General features: G+C 73.0%; 17 protein-coding genes. 8 read left to right on the plus strand and 9 right to left on the minus strand.

From position 1 onward, the window contains the following. Positions 1–10: 10 nt before the first annotated feature. From AB0C69_RS02285 to AB0C69_RS02305, 5 genes are all read right to left on the minus strand, one after another. The gene (locus AB0C69_RS02285; RefSeq protein WP_345173444.1) at positions 11–214 is read right to left on the minus strand and encodes a hypothetical protein; all 204 of its coding nucleotides are present in this window, start codon (positions 212–214) and stop codon (positions 11–13) included. After that, positions 211–867 carry a DUF5947 family protein gene (locus tag AB0C69_RS02290; protein WP_353834674.1) on the minus strand — a complete coding sequence of 219 codons (657 nt, stop codon included), beginning with the start codon at positions 865–867 and terminating at the stop codon, positions 211–213. Before AB0C69_RS02290 ends, AB0C69_RS02285 begins: the two co-directional genes overlap by 4 nt. After that, positions 864–1,349, minus strand: a complete 486-nt coding sequence (locus AB0C69_RS02295) for a hypothetical protein (RefSeq protein ID WP_360348659.1) — start codon at positions 1,347–1,349, stop codon at positions 864–866. Before AB0C69_RS02295 ends, AB0C69_RS02290 begins: the two co-directional genes overlap by 4 nt. After that, the gene (locus tag AB0C69_RS02300; protein ID WP_345173439.1) at positions 1,349–3,157 is read right to left on the minus strand and encodes a nickel-dependent hydrogenase large subunit; all 1,809 of its coding nucleotides are present in this window, start codon (positions 3,155–3,157) and stop codon (positions 1,349–1,351) included. Before AB0C69_RS02300 ends, AB0C69_RS02295 begins: the two co-directional genes overlap by 1 nt. A 133-nt stretch (positions 3,158–3,290) precedes the next feature. Next, positions 3,291–4,340: a hydrogenase expression protein HypE gene (locus tag AB0C69_RS02305; RefSeq protein WP_345173438.1), complete on the minus strand. Its 1,050-nt coding sequence runs from the start codon at positions 4,338–4,340 to the stop codon at positions 3,291–3,293. Between the two features lie 194 nt (positions 4,341–4,534). Here AB0C69_RS02305 and AB0C69_RS02310 point away from each other — a divergent pair, with 194 nt between their 5' ends. From AB0C69_RS02310 to AB0C69_RS02320, 3 genes are read left to right on the plus strand one after another with little or no spacing between them, the layout of a single operon-like run. Then, positions 4,535–4,858: a hydrogenase/urease maturation nickel metallochaperone HypA gene (locus AB0C69_RS02310; protein ID WP_353833958.1), complete on the plus strand. Its 324-nt coding sequence runs from the start codon at positions 4,535–4,537 to the stop codon at positions 4,856–4,858. Beyond that, entirely contained in the window at positions 4,851–5,657 is an 807-nt protein-coding gene (hypB, locus tag AB0C69_RS02315; RefSeq protein WP_360348664.1) for a hydrogenase nickel incorporation protein HypB, read from the plus strand. Before AB0C69_RS02310 ends, hypB begins: the two co-directional genes overlap by 8 nt. 56 nt (positions 5,658–5,713) lie before the next feature. After that, the gene (locus tag AB0C69_RS02320; protein ID WP_360348667.1) at positions 5,714–6,751 is read left to right on the plus strand and encodes an aldo/keto reductase; all 1,038 of its coding nucleotides are present in this window, start codon (positions 5,714–5,716) and stop codon (positions 6,749–6,751) included. A 44-nt stretch (positions 6,752–6,795) separates the two neighbouring features. Here the strand turns inward: AB0C69_RS02320 and AB0C69_RS02325 are convergent, their stop codons facing one another. Both AB0C69_RS02325 and AB0C69_RS02330 read right to left on the minus strand, forming a co-directional pair. After that, positions 6,796–8,946: an acyl-CoA dehydrogenase gene (locus AB0C69_RS02325; RefSeq protein ID WP_360348670.1), complete on the minus strand. Its 2,151-nt coding sequence runs from the start codon at positions 8,944–8,946 to the stop codon at positions 6,796–6,798. A 115-nt stretch (positions 8,947–9,061) separates the two neighbouring features. Beyond that, on the minus strand, positions 9,062–10,066 hold the full coding sequence (locus AB0C69_RS02330) for an oxygenase MpaB family protein (protein WP_360348673.1): 1,005 nt from the start codon (positions 10,064–10,066) through the stop codon (positions 9,062–9,064). A gap of 109 nt (positions 10,067–10,175) precedes the next feature. Here AB0C69_RS02330 and AB0C69_RS02335 point away from each other — a divergent pair, with 109 nt between their 5' ends. The 5 genes from AB0C69_RS02335 (at position 10,176) to AB0C69_RS02355 (ending at position 14,364) form a co-directional block, all read left to right on the plus strand. Continuing rightward, positions 10,176–10,814, plus strand: coding sequence for a TetR family transcriptional regulator (locus AB0C69_RS02335; protein ID WP_345173428.1), 639 nt, complete (start codon positions 10,176–10,178; stop codon positions 10,812–10,814). A 106-nt stretch (positions 10,815–10,920) separates the two neighbouring features. Then, positions 10,921–12,528 carry a peptide chain release factor 3 gene (locus AB0C69_RS02340; RefSeq protein WP_360348676.1) on the plus strand — a complete coding sequence of 536 codons (1,608 nt, stop codon included), beginning with the start codon at positions 10,921–10,923 and terminating at the stop codon, positions 12,526–12,528. 210 nt (positions 12,529–12,738) lie between these two features. Further along, complete coding sequence (locus AB0C69_RS02345; RefSeq protein WP_345173425.1) at positions 12,739–13,398, plus strand: hypothetical protein; 660 nt, start codon at positions 12,739–12,741, stop codon at positions 13,396–13,398. Further along, positions 13,388–13,888 (plus strand): hypothetical protein, encoded by a 501-nt coding sequence (locus AB0C69_RS02350; RefSeq protein WP_360348680.1) that lies wholly within the window; start codon positions 13,388–13,390, stop codon positions 13,886–13,888. The genes AB0C69_RS02345 and AB0C69_RS02350 overlap by 11 nt, the downstream gene beginning before the upstream one ends. After that, a complete protein-coding gene (locus tag AB0C69_RS02355) occupies positions 13,885–14,364 on the plus strand; it encodes a hypothetical protein (RefSeq protein WP_360348683.1) in 480 nt (159 codons plus the stop codon). Before AB0C69_RS02350 ends, AB0C69_RS02355 begins: the two co-directional genes overlap by 4 nt. A gap of 24 nt (positions 14,365–14,388) precedes the next feature. Here AB0C69_RS02355 and AB0C69_RS02360 read toward each other — a convergent pair whose 3' ends face one another. Together AB0C69_RS02360 and AB0C69_RS02365 are read right to left on the minus strand one after the other, a co-directional pair. Beyond that, positions 14,389–15,408 carry an aminotransferase class V-fold PLP-dependent enzyme gene (locus AB0C69_RS02360; protein WP_360348686.1) on the minus strand — a complete coding sequence of 340 codons (1,020 nt, stop codon included), beginning with the start codon at positions 15,406–15,408 and terminating at the stop codon, positions 14,389–14,391. 126 nt (positions 15,409–15,534) lie between these two features. After that, positions 15,535–16,530 carry a hypothetical protein gene (locus AB0C69_RS02365; protein WP_360348689.1) on the minus strand — a complete coding sequence of 332 codons (996 nt, stop codon included), beginning with the start codon at positions 16,528–16,530 and terminating at the stop codon, positions 15,535–15,537. Between the last annotated feature and the right edge of the window lie 337 nt (positions 16,531–16,867).

Below are 16,867 nucleotides of genomic sequence, written 5' to 3' on the forward strand. Positions count from 1 at the left end.
TCCGCCTCGCTCATGCCGGTGACAGATTCGGCATGGAGTCGAGGATCGGGCCGTGCGTCTCCGGGTTGATCCCCGTCGAGCGGGCCGCGGTGGACGTCCCGTCGGGCAGGTGCCCGACCTGCTTGTCGTAGTTGCCCGTCCGGTTGCCCTCGCGGACGCCCCGCGTGTGCGAGGGCTTGTCGGGACTGACGTCGGGCTTCCCCACTCTGATCATCGTGTTCCCCTCTTCTCCCCGGCGGCCGCCCGGGCCGCCCTCAACTCCGTGAAGAACTCGCCGAGGTGCTGCCAGACGGCCCCGCCGCCGCTGAAGCCCGTCCAGTGCTCGCGCAGCAGGGCGGTGAGCCGGTAGCAGTCGTCGATCGGGAGGATCCAGTGCTCGGCCGCCTCCCTCGCCCGGTGCACGACCAGGGCCTCCACGTCCGGGCGCAGCTCCGCCAGGACGGGGTTGGCGTCGACCAGGCGCCGCCAGCTCCCGGCGTGGACGGCCGCGTGCAGCGCCCCCGCCGGGCTCGGATAGCGGGCGGTGACCTCGCCCGTCCCGGAGACGGAGAAGAAGGCCAGGTCGACCGGGACGCCGAGACCCGCCCACAGCGGGCCGTCCAGGTGGAAGCCGGTCAGCTCGCGCCGCCGGTCCGGGACGAGCCGGTAGTGCCGCCCGCCCGCCGCCTGCCCGTCGAACAGGACGGTGCACGCCCCGCACGCGCACAGCAGCTCGCCCTTCTCCAGGTCGAGCAGGTGCCGGTGCGCGCCGTGCACGGGTTCGGCGCACAGCTCGCACCGCTCCACGGCCTCGCCCGGCGGCGGCGCCGGGCGCGGCGGAGCCGAGGCCAGCGCCGCCAGCCTCGGCGTGGAGAGCCGTTGCGTCATGCGCGGCTCCGCACCTGGTCCAGGGTGATCAGCACCTTCTCCGGCGCGGGCGCCTCGATCTCGACCCGCTCCAGTTCCGGCGCCGCGGCGAGGGCCGCCCGCTCCACGGCGTCCAGCACCGGGCGCGGCGCGGCGGCGCGCCCCTCGGTCGCGGCCCTCAGCCGCACCGTGTCCCCGTCCACCCCGGTCAGCTCCACGGACGTGCGGTGCTTGGCCAGGAACCCCTCCAGCGCGGCGAGGGCCCGCCGGACCCGCGCCTCCGGCGTCTCCGGGTGCAGGCCGTGCATGGCCAGCAGGTGGCAGACCAGCTCGTCGCCGGCCAGCTCCGAGGCGTCCGCGCAGCGCCGCACGATCCGGTCGAGGGCCTCCCCGTACAGCTCCACCAGCGCCTGGACGGCCTGGTGCGCCCCGGGGTCGAGCCCGTCGAGCAGCCCTTCGAGGCGCTGGACGTGCTCGCGGACGCGCTCGTCGTCCCAGCCCATCAGTGGCCCTCCTGGGCGCCGAACATCGGGGAGTGCCGCTTCTCGATCGTCCGGCCGTTGCCGACGTACATGTGCACGCCGCAGGGCAGGCACGGGTCGAAGCTGCGGACGGTCCGCATGATGTCGATGCCCTTGAAGTCGTCCGGGCCGTTCTCCTCGAAGATCGGCTGCCCCTGGACGGCGTCCTCGTACGGGCCGGGCGTGCCGTAGGAGTCGCGCGGGCTGGCGTTCCACGGCGTCGGCGGGTACGGGTGGTAGTTGGCGATCTTGCCGTCGCGGATGACGAGGTGGTGCGAGAGCACGCCGCGGACCGCCTCGTGGAACCCGCAGCCGATCGCCTCGTCCGGGACGTCGAAGTCGGTGAACACCTTCGTGCGCCCGGAGCGGACCTCGTCGAGGGCCTTCTCGGCGAAGTACAGCGCCATCCCCGCCGCGTACGCGATGAAGTACACGCGGGCCCGGTCGCGCTCGATGGTGTTGGCGTACTGCGGCGGCGTCCACTCCAGGTTGACCTCCGGCATGCCGGGGGTCTTCGGCAGGTCGATCTGGACGCTGTGCCCGGTGGAGCGGACGTACGGGGTGTCCACCTCCCCCGCCAGCGCGGTCGACCACAGGCGGGCGAGCGGCCCGCCGCCGGTGTCGAGCGCGAGGTGGTCGCCGGTCTCCGGGTGGCGCCAGCGCGGGCTCATCACCCAGCTGTACTTGCCACCGTCGTTGAGGTCGCGCTTCTGCGGGTTCGGCAGCGTCGTCTGGTTCCACGGGTGCCGCTGGTCGATCGGGTTGCCGAGCGGGTCCTCCTTGACGAAGGTCTCCTCGTTGGCCCAGTCGTCGTAGTAGGAGCTGCCGAGCAGGATCCGCATGCCGAGGTTGATCTCGACCAGGTCCGTCGTGACGAGCTGCCCGTCCACGACGACGCCCGGGGTGACGTAGGCGGCCCGCCCCCACTCGGACATGTGCCGGTAGTCGTAGTCGACGACGTCCGGGTTCTGGAAGGCGCCCCAGCAGCCGAGCAGCGTCCGCCGCCGGCCCACCTGGTCGTAGCCGGGCAGCGCCTCCAGGAAGAAGTCGAAGATGTCGTCGTTCATCGCGACGGCCCGCTTGATGAAGTCGAGGCAGCGCGTCAGCCGGACGAGGTAGTCGGTGAACACCTGCGGCGTCGCGACCGTCCCCACTCCGCCCGGGTACAGGGTCGACGGGTGGACGTGGCGCCCCTCCATCAGGCAGATCATCTCGCGGGTGATGCGGCTGAGCTGGAGGGCCTCCTTGTAGACCGAGCCCTCGAACGGGTTGAACGCCGTCATGATGTCGGCGATCGTGCGGAACCCGTGGACGGAGCCGCGCGGCGCCTCGGTGTTCTTCGCCGTGGCCAGCAGGCTCGGGTTCGTCTCCGCGACCATCCGCTCGCAGAAGTCGACGAAGACCAGGTTGTCCTGGAACAGCGTGTGGTCGAACATGAACTCGGCGGCCTCGCCGAGGTTGATGATCCAGTCGGCGAGCGGCGGCGGTTTGATCCCGTACGCCATGTTCTGGGCGTAGACCGAACAGGTCGCGTGGTTGTCGCCGCAGATGCCGCATATCCGGCTGGTGATGAAGTGCGCGTCGCGCGGGTCCTTGCCCTTCATGAACACGCTGTAGCCGCGGAAGATGGACGAGGTGCTCCGGCACTCGGCCACCTGCCCGTTCGCAAAGTCGATCTTGGTGTAGATGCCGAGGTTGCCGACGATCCGGGTGATCGGGTCGAACGCCACCTCGACGAGCCCCGCCTGCGTGGCGGCCCGTTCGCCGCGCGTCTGCGTCCCCTGCTTCATGACTCGCCCCGCTCCATGAACTCGCCCCTGTTCCCTCGCCCGCCGCCGTCCGTCGGCGCGGCCGTCCTGCGTTCGTGTCCTCGCCGGTCAGGCCGTGCCGCGCCGGCGGGGACCCCACCGGCGCGGCCGCCGCTCACTGGTGCGGCCAGCGGGGCTGGTAGCCGCTGGTCAGCCTCTCCCGGTTGTGGCGCCATTTCGGTTCCCGGTTGGCGCTCTTGTTGGTGATCGACCGCATCTTCCGGATGAACGGCCCGTAGGACCGCAGCAGCGTCGTGGACAGGCTCGCCCCCGGCGGCTCGTCCATGAACGGCATGAACTTGTCCGGGAAGCCGGGCATCGTGCAGCCGATGCAGATGCCGCCCACGTTGGGGCAGCCGCCGACGCCGTCCATCCAGCCGCGCTTGGTGACGTTGCAGTTCACGACCGGGCCCCAGCACCCGATCTTCACCTGGCACTTCGGCGAGTTGTAGTCGCGCGCGAAGTCGGCCTGCTCGTAGTAGGCGGCGCGGTCGCATCCCTCGTGGACGGTCTTGCCGAACAGCCACGTCGGGCGCAGCTTGTCGTCCAGCGGGATGACCGGCGCCTGCCCGGCGGCCTGGTGCAGCACCCAGAGCAGCGTCTCCATGAAGTTGTCCGGCTGCACGGGGCAGCCCGGCACGTTCACGATCGGCAGCCCGCCCGCGGAGCGGAAGTCCCAGCCGAGGTAGTCGGCGAGGCCCATGCAGCCCGTCGGGTTGCCCGCCATGGCGTGGATGCCGCCGTAGGTCGCGCACGTGCCGATCGCCACGACCGCCCACGCCTTCGGCGCGAGCCGGTCGATCCACTCGTTCACCGTGATCGGGTCGCCGGTCTCCGGGTCGTTGCCCATCGACGTCCAGTAGCCGTCCCCGTTGATGTTCTCGTTGGGGATCGAACCCTCGACGACGAGGACGAAGGGCGCCAGCTCGCCGCGCGCGGCCTGCCGGAACGCCTCCATGAACTCGTCGCCGTTCTCGTAGGCGAGCACCTTGTTGTGCAGGTGGACCTTCGGCAGGCCCGGTATCGCGCCGAGGACGACGTCCTCGATGCTCGGCAGCGAGGCCGCGGTCACCGAGACCGTGTCCCCGTCGCAGCTCATTCCCTCGGACGTCCACAGAATGTGGATCTCGTCCGTCAGCGGTTGCGCCGGAGCGACGCTCGTCATCGCTTCCCCCCTCGACCGACTGCGGCCAACACCATGCGGTTGCCCTGCGGGAAGGGCGCGAAACACCGCCCGAAAAGCCCCTCAAGCCATTTCCCCGATTCGGTAAACACACCGTTTGAGCTGGGAAGATCCGGGCAGCAGAACGGCGCTGGGACAATGGAAGCGGGCCGGGAGGGCGCGTGCACGAATTGGCCGTGACGGAGAGCGTCATCGCGGCAATTTCTACCCAATTGCCCGATTCACGGGTGGTGGTGGTGCACCTCGAAATAGGGAGACTTTCCGGAGTCATGCCGGACGCGGTGCGCTTCTGCTTCGAACTGGCCGGCGAGGGAACGTGCGTCGAGGGCGCGCGGCTCGACATCACCGAGCCGGAGGGCGTCGGCGAGTGCGCCGCCTGCGGGGCCTCGTTCCCCGCGCGCGACCCGCTCGCGCTGTGCCCGTGCGGCAGCGCCGACGTGGTGATCAGCGGCGGCGCCGACCTGACGATCAAGGCGGTGGAGGTCGCCGACGATGTGTGAGACCTGCGGCTGCGACGGCGGGGACGCCGCGCGCCTGACGACCCTGACGGCCCCCGGGGACGGCCCCGGCCACCCCGCCGGGCACATCCACGTCCACGATCCCGTCCCCGGGCACGGGCACGGGCACGGGCACGGGCATGAGGACGGGCACGTCATGACGCTGGGCCAGAAGGTGCTGGCCCGCAACGACGACCTGGCCGGCCGGAACCGGGCGTGGCTGGCCGAACGCGGCATCGCGGCGCTCAACGTGATGAGCTCCCCCGGTTCGGGGAAGACGACGCTGCTGGAGCGCACCGTCGCCGACCTGAGCCCGGACCGGCCGATCTCGGTGATCGAGGGCGACCAGGAGACGCTGCTGGACGCCCGGCGGCTCGCCGCGGCCGGGGCCCGGACCGTCCAGGTCAACACGGGCGCCGGCTGCCACCTGGACGCCGCGATGGTGGCCGGGGCGCTGGCCGCGCTGGCGCCGCCGGACGGCTCCACGGTGTTCGTGGAGAACGTCGGCAACCTCGTCTGCCCGGCGCTGTTCGACCTCGGCGAGCGGGCCCGCGTCGTGCTCATGTCCGTCACCGAGGGCGACGACAAGCCGCTGAAGTACCCGCACATGTTCCGCGGCGCGGACGTCCTGCTGCTCAACAAGACCGACCTGCTGCCGCACGTCGACTTCGACGTGGACGCCTGCCGGGCCGCGGCCCGCCGGCTGTGCCCCGGGCTGCGCGTGCTGCCCGTCTCGGCGACCCGCGGCGACGGCCTGGACGCCTGGTACGACTGGCTCGCCGAGGCGACGGCCGGGCCTTGACCTGGAGCGCGCTCCAGCACCTAGCGTTCTGCGCGAGCGACTGACGAGGAGCACGCATGCAGTACCGCAAGCTCGGCCGTACCGGCGTCGAGGTCAGCACCCAGACCCTCGGCGCGATGATGTTCGGCGCGGTCGGCAACCCCGACCACGGCGAGTCCGAGCGCATCGTCCACCGGGCCCTGGACGCCGGGATCAACTTCATCGACACCGCCGACATGTACTCGGCCGGCGAGAGCGAGGAGATCGTCGGGAAGGCCCTCAAGGGCCGCCGGGACGACGTCGTCCTGGCGTCGAAGTTCTACTTCCCGCTCGGCGAGGAGCGCAACGCGCGGGGCGGGTCGCGGCGCTACATCGTCCGCGCCGTGGAGGACAGCCTGCGCCGCCTCGGCACCGACCGCATCGACCTGTACCAGATGCACCGCCGCGACTGGGAGACCGACCTCGAGGAGACCCTCGACGCGCTGACCGACCTCGTCCGCCAGGGCAAGGTCCTCTACGTCGGGTCGTCGTCCTTCCCCGCCGACTGGATCGTCGAGGCGCAGTGGGCCGCCGAGCGCCGGGGCGGCGTCCGGTTCGTCTGCGAGCAGCCCCAGTACTCGATCTTCGCCCGGTCGATCGAGGAGTCCATGCTGCCCGCGGCGCGGCGCCACGGCATGGGCGTGATCCCGTGGAGCCCGCTCGCCGGCGGCTGGCTCACCGGCAAGTACCGGCGCGGCGAGCAGGCCCCCGAGGGCGCCCGCTTCGCGCCGTCGGACAACCCGGCGTGGCGGGGCCGCACCATCGACACCGACCCCAGCGTGTCGGCCCGCTACGACGCCGTGGAGCGCCTCACCAAGATCGCCGAGCAGGCGGGCCTCTCGCTCACCCACCTGGCGCTCGGCTTCGTCGCCGAGCACCCCGCCATCACCTCGACCATCATCGGGCCGAAGACGATGGACCAGCTGGAGGACCTGCTCGCCGCCGCCGAGGTCCGGCTCGACGCCGCCACCCTCGACGCCATCGACGAGGTCGTCCCGCCCGGCACCGACATGGCCGGCATCAAGCACCTGACCGGCAACCCGTCCCTGGACGCGGGGCACCGCCGCCGGTCCTGACGAAGGCCACGGCCCCGGCGCCGCCGTGCCGGGGCCCGGCCGTCCTAGCGGATCAGCGGGTCGCGGGGCAGGCCGAGGATGCGCTCGGCGATCTGATTGCGGGTGATCTCGGAGGTGCCGCCCGCGATGGACATGCCGCGGGACCCGAGGCGCATCAGGCCCGCGAACTGGCCGAGGCCCTCGGTGAACGCGGTCTCGGGCCCGGCGAACTCGGCGAGGAGGGCGGCGGTGGCGTGGCCGTGCTCGGCGAGGACGAGCTTGGTGATGTTGCCCTCGGGACCCGGCTCCCCGCCCGCGACCGCGCGCTCGGCGGACCGCAGGTTGAGCAGGCGCAGGGCCTGCTCCTCTGCGGCGTACGCGCCGACGCGCTCGGCCGCGGCCGGGACGCGGTCGCCGCGCTCGGCGTAGAGCCGGAACACGTCGGGTCCCGGCGGGCCGCCGACGCCGCCGCCGATGCTGACCCGCTCGTTGCCGAGGGTGGCGCGGGCGACGGTCCAGCCCTTGTTCGGTTCACCGACGACGTCGGCGTCGGGGACGAAGACGTCGGAGAAGAACACCTCGTTGAAGTCGGAGGTGCCGGTCGTCTGGCGCAGCGGCCGGACCTCCACGCCGGGGTGGTGCATGTCGACGACGACCATCGTGACGCCGGAGTGCTTCGGCGCGTCGGGGTCGGTGCGGACGGTGGCGAAGCCCCAGCGGCAGTACTGGGCGCCGCTCGTCCACACCTTCTGGCCGTTGACGAGCCAGCCGCCGTCCACCCTGACGGCGCGGGTCCTGACCGCCGCCGCGTCCGACCCGGCTTCGGGCTCGCTGAACAGCTGGCACCAGACCTCCTCGCCGGTGAGCGCCGGACGCACCCACCGGTCGATCTGGTCCTGGGTGCCGTGCTGGACGAGCGTGAGGATCACCCAGCCGGTGATGCCGAGCTGGGGGCGCTTCACGCCCGCGGCGCGGAACTCGTCCTCGATGACCAGTTGCAGCCCGGCGCTCGCCTCCACGCCCCAGGGGCGTGGCCAGTGCGGCTGGACGTAGCCGGTCTCGATGAGCCTCTCGCGCTGCTCGGCCGGGGGCAGCGCGGCGATCTCCCGGGCCAGCCCGCGGATCTCCGCGCGGCGCGCCTCGGCCTCGGGCGGCAGGTCGAGGCTCGCCTCCCGGACGACCCCGGCCGCCCGCAGCCGGGTCACGTCCCGCTCCGCGGCGTGCGGGCCGGCGACGGCCTCCAGCGTCGCGGCGCGGCGCAGCAGCAGGTGCGCGTCGTGCTCCCAGGTGAAGCCGATGCCGCCGTGCACCTGGATGTTCAGGCCGGCGTTGGAGGTGAAGGCGGGCAGGGCGAGCGCCGCCGCCACGGCCGCGGCCAGCTCGAACTGGCCGGACGGGCCGGACGCGGCCCGCGCCGCGTCCCACACCGCGGCGGTGGCGAGCTCCGCGGCGACGAGCATGTTCGCGCAGTGGTGCTTGACGGCCTGGAACGTCGCGATCGGCCGCCCGAACTGCTGCCGCACCTTGGCGTACGCGGTGGCGGTGTCGACGCATTCCAGCGCGCCGCCGACCGCCTCCGCGGACATCAGCGTCCGGGCGACGGCGGTCGCGTGCGCGCGGGCCCCGGCGAGGACCTCCACGGCGGCGCCGTCCAGCCGCACGCGGGCGGAGCGGCGGGACGGGTCCAGGTTGCCGGGCACCTCGACCGCGACGCCCGGCACGCCCGCCCGCACGACGACCATGTCGTCGCCGGCGGGCAGGACGAGCAGTTCCGCGAGGCCGCCGCCCAGCACGACGCCCGCGTCCCCGGTGGCGGCGCCGCCGGTCACGGTGAGCGCGCCGTCCAGCCCGAGGGCCGCCGGGGTCGCGCCGGACGCGAGGCCGGGCAGGAGCCGGGCCCGCTGCTCCCCGTCCCCCGACGCGGCGAGCACGGCGGACGCGATCATCGTCGGCAGCATCGGGCCGGGCGCGGCGGCGCGGCCGAGCTCCTCGGCGACCACGACCAGCTCCGGCAGGCCCGCTCCCCCGCCGCCGTGCTCCTCGGGAAGGTGCAGGCCGAGCAGCCCCAGCGCGGCGAACTCCCCCCAGAAGGCGGGCAGGGGCTCCTTCTCGGCGTCCAGCAGCGCGCGGTTCGCCGCCCGCGCCTCCTGGTCGCGCAGGAACGAGCGCGCCGTCCGTGCCAGCTCGCGGTGTTCGTCGCTGATGGCGATCGCCATGGCCCCTCCAAGCTTCCGTCCCGGCCAGAACACCAGAATGGCATTCGGTTACCCTCCGGGGCGAGGGGGAGACCCGATCGACCGTGTCCCGCACACCGCGCCCGGAGAACCGGGGTCAGGCGGTGGCCTCCACCTCCGCGCGCGACAGCACCGGGTCGGGCGCGTCCGGCGCGGTGGAGGCGACCGGCGCCGACACGCCCGCCGCGACGCGGGCCTGCGCCTGGCGGAACTCCGGCAGCGGCCCGGTGGCGTCGTGCAGCGCGTTGAGGACGACCCAGAGCGTCGTCCGGCGCAGCCGCAGCGTCACCGGGTTGGGCGGCTGGTAGAGGGCGAGCTTGCGCGCCCATTCCGGCAGCATGTCGCGGGCCGCCCAGTCCATGAACGGGCTGCCGGGCTCCCACGGCCTCGTCCTGCTGCCGCGCAGGTTGGGCCCGGTCCCGAACGCCTTGATCGGAGTGATCGCGAGGCGCGGCAGGTAGGACTCCAGGCACTCGGCGACGTCCGCCTTGGTGGCGGGCAGGTCCGTCCCGCCGAGGGCCTCGCCGACGCGGACGAACTCGCGGTAGTAGCGCTCCAGGTCGTCACCCTTGAGCGGGCGGCGGTGGTAGCGCTCGTGCGCGGTCGCCAGCCCCCACACCACGGTGGCGTAGTTCCAGCGCAGCCAGTCGGGGTCGTCGGCGTCGTAGGCCAGCCCGTCCGGGCGGGTGCCCTTCACCGTGTGGTGCATGGCGCGGACGGTCCGGGCGAGGCGCTCGGCCGTCGCGGTGGAGCCGTAGGCCGTCCCGATGAAGAACGAGAGGGAGTGCCCGAGCCGCACGGCCGCGCCCTCGGGGTCGATGCCGCCGGTCGGGACGCCGTCGACCCGCTCGGGGATGCGGGAGTGGTCGTAGGCCATCCAGCTGATGCTCGGGTCCAGGCCCTCGATGTAGGCCGCCCCGACCAGCCCGAGCAGCAGGGTCGGCAGGTGCGAGTGGACGTACCAGACCGCGCTGCCGGGCCCGAACCAGCCGGGGTCGCCCTCCGGTCCGGCGAACTCCAGCCCGCGGAAGAACCTGGAGCGGATCTCGGCGTCGAAGGCCCGCTCGAACCGCGCCGCGATGATGGTGTTCCTCGATGGCATGCCGCACTCCCGGCCAGTCTGGTGACAGGTGTATCCAGAGTAAGTGTCTGGGTACACGCGTGTCCAGACTTCGGGGGCCGCTCCGGCCCGGCGGGGTAGGGTGGCCGGCATGGCGAGCACGCGCACGGCCGCGTCCACGCGGTGGGCCGGCGTCCCCGCGGGCCGGCGCCGCGACGAGCGGCGCGCCATGCTCCTGCGGGCCGCGTTCCGGCTGTTCGGCGAGGAGGGCGAGGCCGCCCTCACCGTCCGCGCCGTGTGCCGCGAGGCCGAGCTCCACACGCGCTACTTCTACGAGAACTTCGCCGACACCGGCGAGCTGCTCGCCGCCGTCTACGACCGGGAGGCCGCCGCCCTCGGCGAGGTCCTCGCCCGCGCCCTGGACGGGGCGGGCCCCCGCCCCGACGTCCGCACGCGCGCCGGCATCCGCGGGGTGCTGAGCTTCATCAGCGACGACCCCCGCCGGGGCCGCGTCCTGTTCGCCGAGGCGCGCGGCAACGAGTTCCTGGCCGAACGCCGCCGCGCCGCGCAGACCGCCCTGCTGGAGGGCGTCCTCGCGATGAGCCGCGCCGAGAGCCCGCCGCTCCCCGTCGTCGTCGCCGCGACGATGTTCACCGGCGCGATGACCGAGCTGGCCCGGCAGTGGGCCGACGGACGCCTGGGCGACGATCTCGACGCCGTGGTCGACAGCGCCGTCGAGCTCTCCCTGGCCCTGCACGCCGCGACCGCCCCCCACCTCCCCGCCGGTTAGCGGCACCGGGGCGGAGCCGGTCCGGGACGGTCGGCGCCTCGCGCATCTCTTCCAGGGGGAAATCGACCCTAGAGTATGGGGGACGGTCGGCGGAGAGGGGAGCGCGGTGAGCGCCGGAATCGGCACTGCGGAGGACGTTGCGGCGGAGGCGGCGCGGCGCCGGACGTTCGCGGTGATCAGTCACCCGGACGCCGGCAAGTCCACGCTCACCGAGGCGCTCGCCCTGCACGCGCAGGCGATCGAGCAGGCCGGCGCGGTGCACGGCAAGGCCGGGCGGCGCGGCGTCCGCTCGGACTGGATGGACATGGAGCGCTCGCGCGGCATCTCCATCACCTCCTCGGTGCTGCGGTTCGAGTTCGGCGACGCCCTGCTGAACCTCCTCGACACCCCCGGCCACGCGGACTTCTCCGAGGACACCTACCGGGTGCTGGCCGCCGTCGACGGGGCGATCATGCTGCTCGACTCGGCCAAGGGCCTGGAGGCGCAGACGCTCAAGCTGTTCGACGTCTGCCGGCACCGCGGCATCCCCGTCATCACGTTCGTCAACAAGTGGGACCGGCCGGGCCGCGAGCCGCTGGAGCTGCTGGACGAGGTCGAGCAGCGCATCGGCCTGCACCCGGCGCCGCTGAACTGGCCGGTCGGCATCGCCGGTGACTTCCGCGGCCTGATCGACCGCGCCGACGGCTCCTACACCCGGTTCCGCCGCACCCCCGGCGGCGCCACCCGCGCGGCCGCCGAACGCGTCCCGGCCGACCGGGCCGCCGCCGAGGAGGGCCCGGCCTGGGTGACCGCGAACGAGGAGCTGGCGCTGCTGGAGGAGATCGGCGCCGTCCTCGACATGGACGCCTTCGCCGCCGGCTCCAGCACCCCCGTCCTGTTCGGCGCCGCGCTGCCCAACTTCGGCGTCGGCGCGCTGCTCGACACCGTGCGCCGGATGGCGCCCGCGCCGTCCGCGCGCACCGACGCCGCGGGCCACGCGCGCCCGGTGACGGCGCCGTTCTCCGGGCAGGTGTTCAAGGTGCAGGCGGGCATGGACCGGGCGCACCGCGACCGGCTGGCCTTCATCCGCGTCTGCTCGGGCCGCTTCGAGCGCGGCGCGACCCTCACCCACGCCCCGACCGGGCGCCCGCTGGCGACCAAGTACGCCCAGACGGTCTTCGGCCGCGACCGCTCCACCCTGGACGCCGCCTACCCGGGAGACGTGATCGGTCTGCCCAACGCCTCCGGCCTGACCGTCGGCGACACCCTGTACACCAAGACCCCCGTGACGTTCCCGCCGATCCCGGCGTTCGCGCCCGAGCACTTCATGGTGGCGCGGGTCAAGGACAACAGCCGGGCCAAGCAGTTCCGCCGCGGCATCGACCAGCTCGACGGCGAGGGCGTCGTGCAGGTGCTGCGCAGCGACCTGCGCGGCGACCAGGCCCCCGTCCTGGCCGCGGTCGGCCCCCTCCAGTTCGAGGTGTTCACCGCGCGGATGGCCGACGAGTTCGGCGCCCCGGTCGAGCTGTCCCGCCTCGACTACACGACCGCCCGCATCACCGACAAGGAGTCCGCCGAGACGCTCGACGGGCGCCGCGGCGTCGAGGTGCTCACCCGCAGCCTCGACGGCTCGTACATCGCGGTCTTCGTCGACAAGTGGCGGGTGCGCGCGATCGAACGCGAACACCCCGACCTCACCCTCACCCCCATGCTCGCCGCGGGCGTCCCGGACTGACCCCCGGCGCCGCCTAACGCCCCGGCAGCCGGGTCCCAACTTCCCCGGCCCCGGGCTCCCCCGCCGCCATGGGCACGCCAACGGTCGTTCAGCAGCGGAAAAGACCAGTTCATGGCCGTGATGGGGCAGTTCGCCCCCCTTCTGGGGCGGGTATGCGGCGCGGAGGAAGGTACCGGCCGTCCGGTACCGCGCTCCGAGGGGAGGCCACGCATGTTCGATCACTATCCGGCCGGCGGCCGTTCATCCGACCCGGCCGTCGTCCGGCGCCGCCGCCGGGCACGGATCGCGCCGCTGGCCGTCGGCGCGGCCGCCGTGGTCGCGTCCGCCGTCGCCGGATGCGGCGGCGGGTCGAGCACCTCGTCCCAACCGACGACGTCGCCCCCGACCTCGCCACCGACGACGTCGCCCCCGTCCTCCCCGACGACCGCGCCCCCGACCTCGGCCACCCCCACCGGCGGCGCCGGCGGGGCGCCCGGCGGCACGATCAAGACGGCGACCGTGGGCCAGCTGGGGCAGATCGTGGTCGACGGCCAGTCCCGGACGGTGTACCTGTTCCAGAAGGACACGGGGACCACGTCGTCCTGCTCCGGATCATGCGCCGCGGTGTGGCCGCCCGTCACGACAAGCGGGAAGCCTCAGGCCGGTTCGGGAGCGGACGCGGCGAAGCTGGGCACCACCAAGCGGAGCGACGGCACGACCGAGGTCACCTACAGCGGGCACCCTCTTTACTACTACGCGCCCGACGGCACCGCGAGCGGCAGCGCCAAGGGACAGGGGCTCAACCAGTTCGGCGCCAAGTGGTACGTGCTGTCCCCGTCCGGTTCTGCGGTGACGAAGCAGCCGTCGGGCGGCGGCGGTGGTGGCTACTGAGACGGGCCGTCCCCGGACGGCCCTGTTCGGCGGCAGGCTCGTCGCCGCCTCCCTCGCGGCGTCGGCGCTCGCCGGGTGCGCGACCGCGACCAACTCGCAGAATCCCGGCCGGACGCAGATCAGCACGGCGGAGGCGCCGCACCTCGGGCAGATCCTGGTGAACGAGAAGGGACGAACGCTGTACCTGTTCGTCGCCGACCCGCCGAACCAGTCGACCTGCTCGGGGGCCTGCGCGAGCATCTGGCCACCGGTGACCACCGAGGGCGCCCCGACCACGGCCGGAGGCGCCCAGCGGTCCCAGATCGCCACGATCAGCCGCTCCGACGGGCCCCCGCAGATCGTCTACGGGGGCCACCCGCTGTACTACTACCAGGCCGACACCGGACGCGGCGACACCCGCGGCGAGGCCCTCACCCAGTTCGGCGCCGAATGGTACGCCGTCTCACCCCAAGGCCAACAGGTCGAGAGCGGAACGAGCGCATCGCCATGAGCAATGCGCTGCGCTATCTGGGCGTCCTGCTGCTGTTCGGCATCGGCGCGGTCCATCTCTACGAGTACCTCGCGGACCACTACCGCGTCATCCCGATCATCGGCGTGCTGTTCCTGCTCAACTTCGTCGGCGCGGTGGTGCTGGCGCTCGCCCTGGCCGCCCCGCTGAGGTCCCTGCCCGGCCTGTCCTCCGTGCCGGTCGCCGGTCGCGCCCCCCACGCGCCCGTGGCGCTCGGAGCGATCGTCTTCTCGCTCGGAACCCTCATCGGTCTTCTGATCAGTGAGCAGAGCGCGCTGTTCGGGTTCCACGAATACGGCTACCGGACGACCGTCATGCTCGCGCTCGGCCTGGAGTCCGGCGTCGTCGTCGTCCTCTCCGCCTTCCTGGCACTCGAAGCACGCCGGCTGCGTCCGCCCGCCGGAGCGGGCGGAAGCCGAGCGTCCGCGCGCGACCAGAACGTCCCGCCCCGCCGATGAGACCGCGCTCGTGCGGGGCCTGGCTCAGGCCAGGGCCGCGATGGCGGCGTCGACGTCGGCCTCGGTCGTGTAGAGGTGGAAGGCCAGGCGCGCCGCGCCCTTGCGGACGGATGCCCGGATACCGGCCGCCGCGAGCCGTTCAGCCGCGCCCGGCCGGGCGACGCTGACGATCGCGCTGTCACCCGCCGGCATGCCGAGGCCGGCCCGGAACCGGTCGGCCATCCGCACGTCATGCTCGTGGATCTGCCCGATGCCGATCTCCAGGAGCAGCTCCAGCGTGGGGGCGGCCGCGACGTAGGAGAACCACGGAGCCGCGATGTCGAACCGGCGGGCGTCCTTCGCCAGCCGCAGCGGCGGGCCGTAGGAGGCGTCGCCGTCACCGGCGTACCAGTTGGCGGCGAGCGGCCGTATGCGGTCGCGCACGGCCGGGCTCACGTAGCAGAAGGCGGTGCCGCGCGGGCACATCAGCCACTTGTACGCCGAGACGGCGAGGACGTCGAAGGGCGTCGCGTCGACCGGGAGCCAGCCGACCGCCTGGGTGGCGTCGCCGACGACGAGCGCGCCGTGCGCCCGCGCCGCCGCGACGACCTCGTCGACGGCGGCGACCTCGCCCGTCGCGGACTGGACCAGGCTGAAGGCGACCGCGTCCGTGCGCTCGTCGATCGCGCCGGGCAGCTCGGCGGGCGGCACCGTCCGCACGTCGAGATCCTGCACGAGCCAGGGGAACAGGTTCGACGTCTGCTCGATGTCGGGGACGAGGACGCGCGAGCCCGGCGGAAGCGAGGCGGCGACCGGGGCCAGCACCTGCGAGGCGGAGGCGCCCACGGCCACGTCGTCGGCCGCGACGCCGACCAGGCGCGCGAACGCGCCGCGCGCGCGACCGGTGGACCGGTCCCACCTGTCCCAGCCGTTGGCCCCGCGGCGCCACTCGGCCAGCGCGCCCTGCAGCGCCTCGAACGCCGGCTCCGGCGGTATGCCGTAGCTCGCGGTGTTCAGCCAGCCCGGCTCCGGGTCCCACATACGTACCGCTTCGTCCAGTTTCACGCTGGTGAGCCTAGAGCGTGCCGCGCGCGGACGAGTGTAGGGAGGGGCGGCCGCCCCTCCCCACTCGTGGTGACTGCTCCGGACAGGCCGCGGCACATGCCGCGGCCCGCCCGGCCGATGCGACCGTCAGGCGGGACTGCCCTTCGGCGAGATGAAGCAGTGCTCGTCCTTCGACCACTGCACCTTCGGGATCGGGCGCCTGGCGGCGGCGAGCGCGGCGAGGAAGACCACGCCCATCCCGACCCAGACCAGAGGTCCGGGGGCCTGCACCGCGCCCAGGACCCCGAGAGCGGCACCGATGAAGCCGATCAAGCACCCCATCGGACTGTCGAGCAGGTAGAGCAGGCTCGACACGTGCAGCGAGACCTTGCCGCTCACCCAGGCACCGATGGCCGTCGGCACCGCGAAGGACAGGATGCCGGCGCAGGTGCCCAGCAGGAGCACCTTCCCCGACGACAGCTCCGAGAACCCTCCGCCGAGGCCGAGGCTCGCCCCCCACACCGCGAGGGCGGTGAGGGGAATCGCGACGAGATCCGCCACCGCCAGGATCCTCAGCCGGTCCACGGCCTTCGGATAGTGCTCCTCGTCGTACAGGCAGTGGAGGTAGTTCCAGAAACTCCAGGCACCGAGAAGTCCGCAGACGATCCCGATCCCCGTCTCCCAGGGAGAGTGCTCGAACCCGTTCCAGGGCTCGTTGACCACCACGACTCCCGCGAACGCGGCCACGCGGAACACGACGCTCCAGACGGCGCCCCGAAGAACGCCGGCCGGCGCCTCCGCCGGATGCCGGAAGATCGTCCACAGTACGCGGCCGTTGGAGCAGAGCGGCCCCAGAGCGGACATCGTGATGATCGCCCCCATGCCCACCAGCTGGGAGCCGTAGGGGTAGCCCACGTTGATCACTGCGAGGCCGAACGCGAGGCGACCGACGACCACTCGGTCGTACGGCGTGAGCGACCGGAACGGAAGGGCCTTCCTGGTGAGCCAGACCGTGCCGCCCCAGATCACGAGGGCACCGGTCACACCCGTGACCAGCCCGCTCGCCAATGGGTCGGCCAGGGTGTTGAAGGCCCAGCCGATTTGTTGGATCAGCAATTCGATGAGTACGACGACGCCGTACACGGGTCTCTCCTTTGAAACTGCCTCCGCCCCTAGGGCGGAGGTGGCTGTGATCCCGGGGATCACGGCGTGTTCTGGCCGTTCGAGCCAGGACACGCCGGGATTCCGCAGAATCCGGACATGTCCCGGCGGATGGCCGGAACAGTGAAGACAGTGTGGGCAAGAGCGGCGGGCGCAGCGCGGTCGGCGAAGAAAAGACGCAGATCACACGGTCGGTCGCGGGCTTGGCGAGGGCGTGAACGCGAACGGCGGCACCCTCGTTCACACAAGGGTGCCGCCGTTCAGACGAACACTTCTCCGCGGCCGGTCGCCCGGATCCGCCGCCCGTCCCGGGCGCCCG

Source organism: Actinomadura sp. NPDC048032 (genome assembly GCF_040653175.1).
In the GTDB taxonomy this organism is placed as follows: domain Bacteria; phylum Actinomycetota; class Actinomycetes; order Streptosporangiales; family Streptosporangiaceae; genus Spirillospora; species Spirillospora verrucosospora.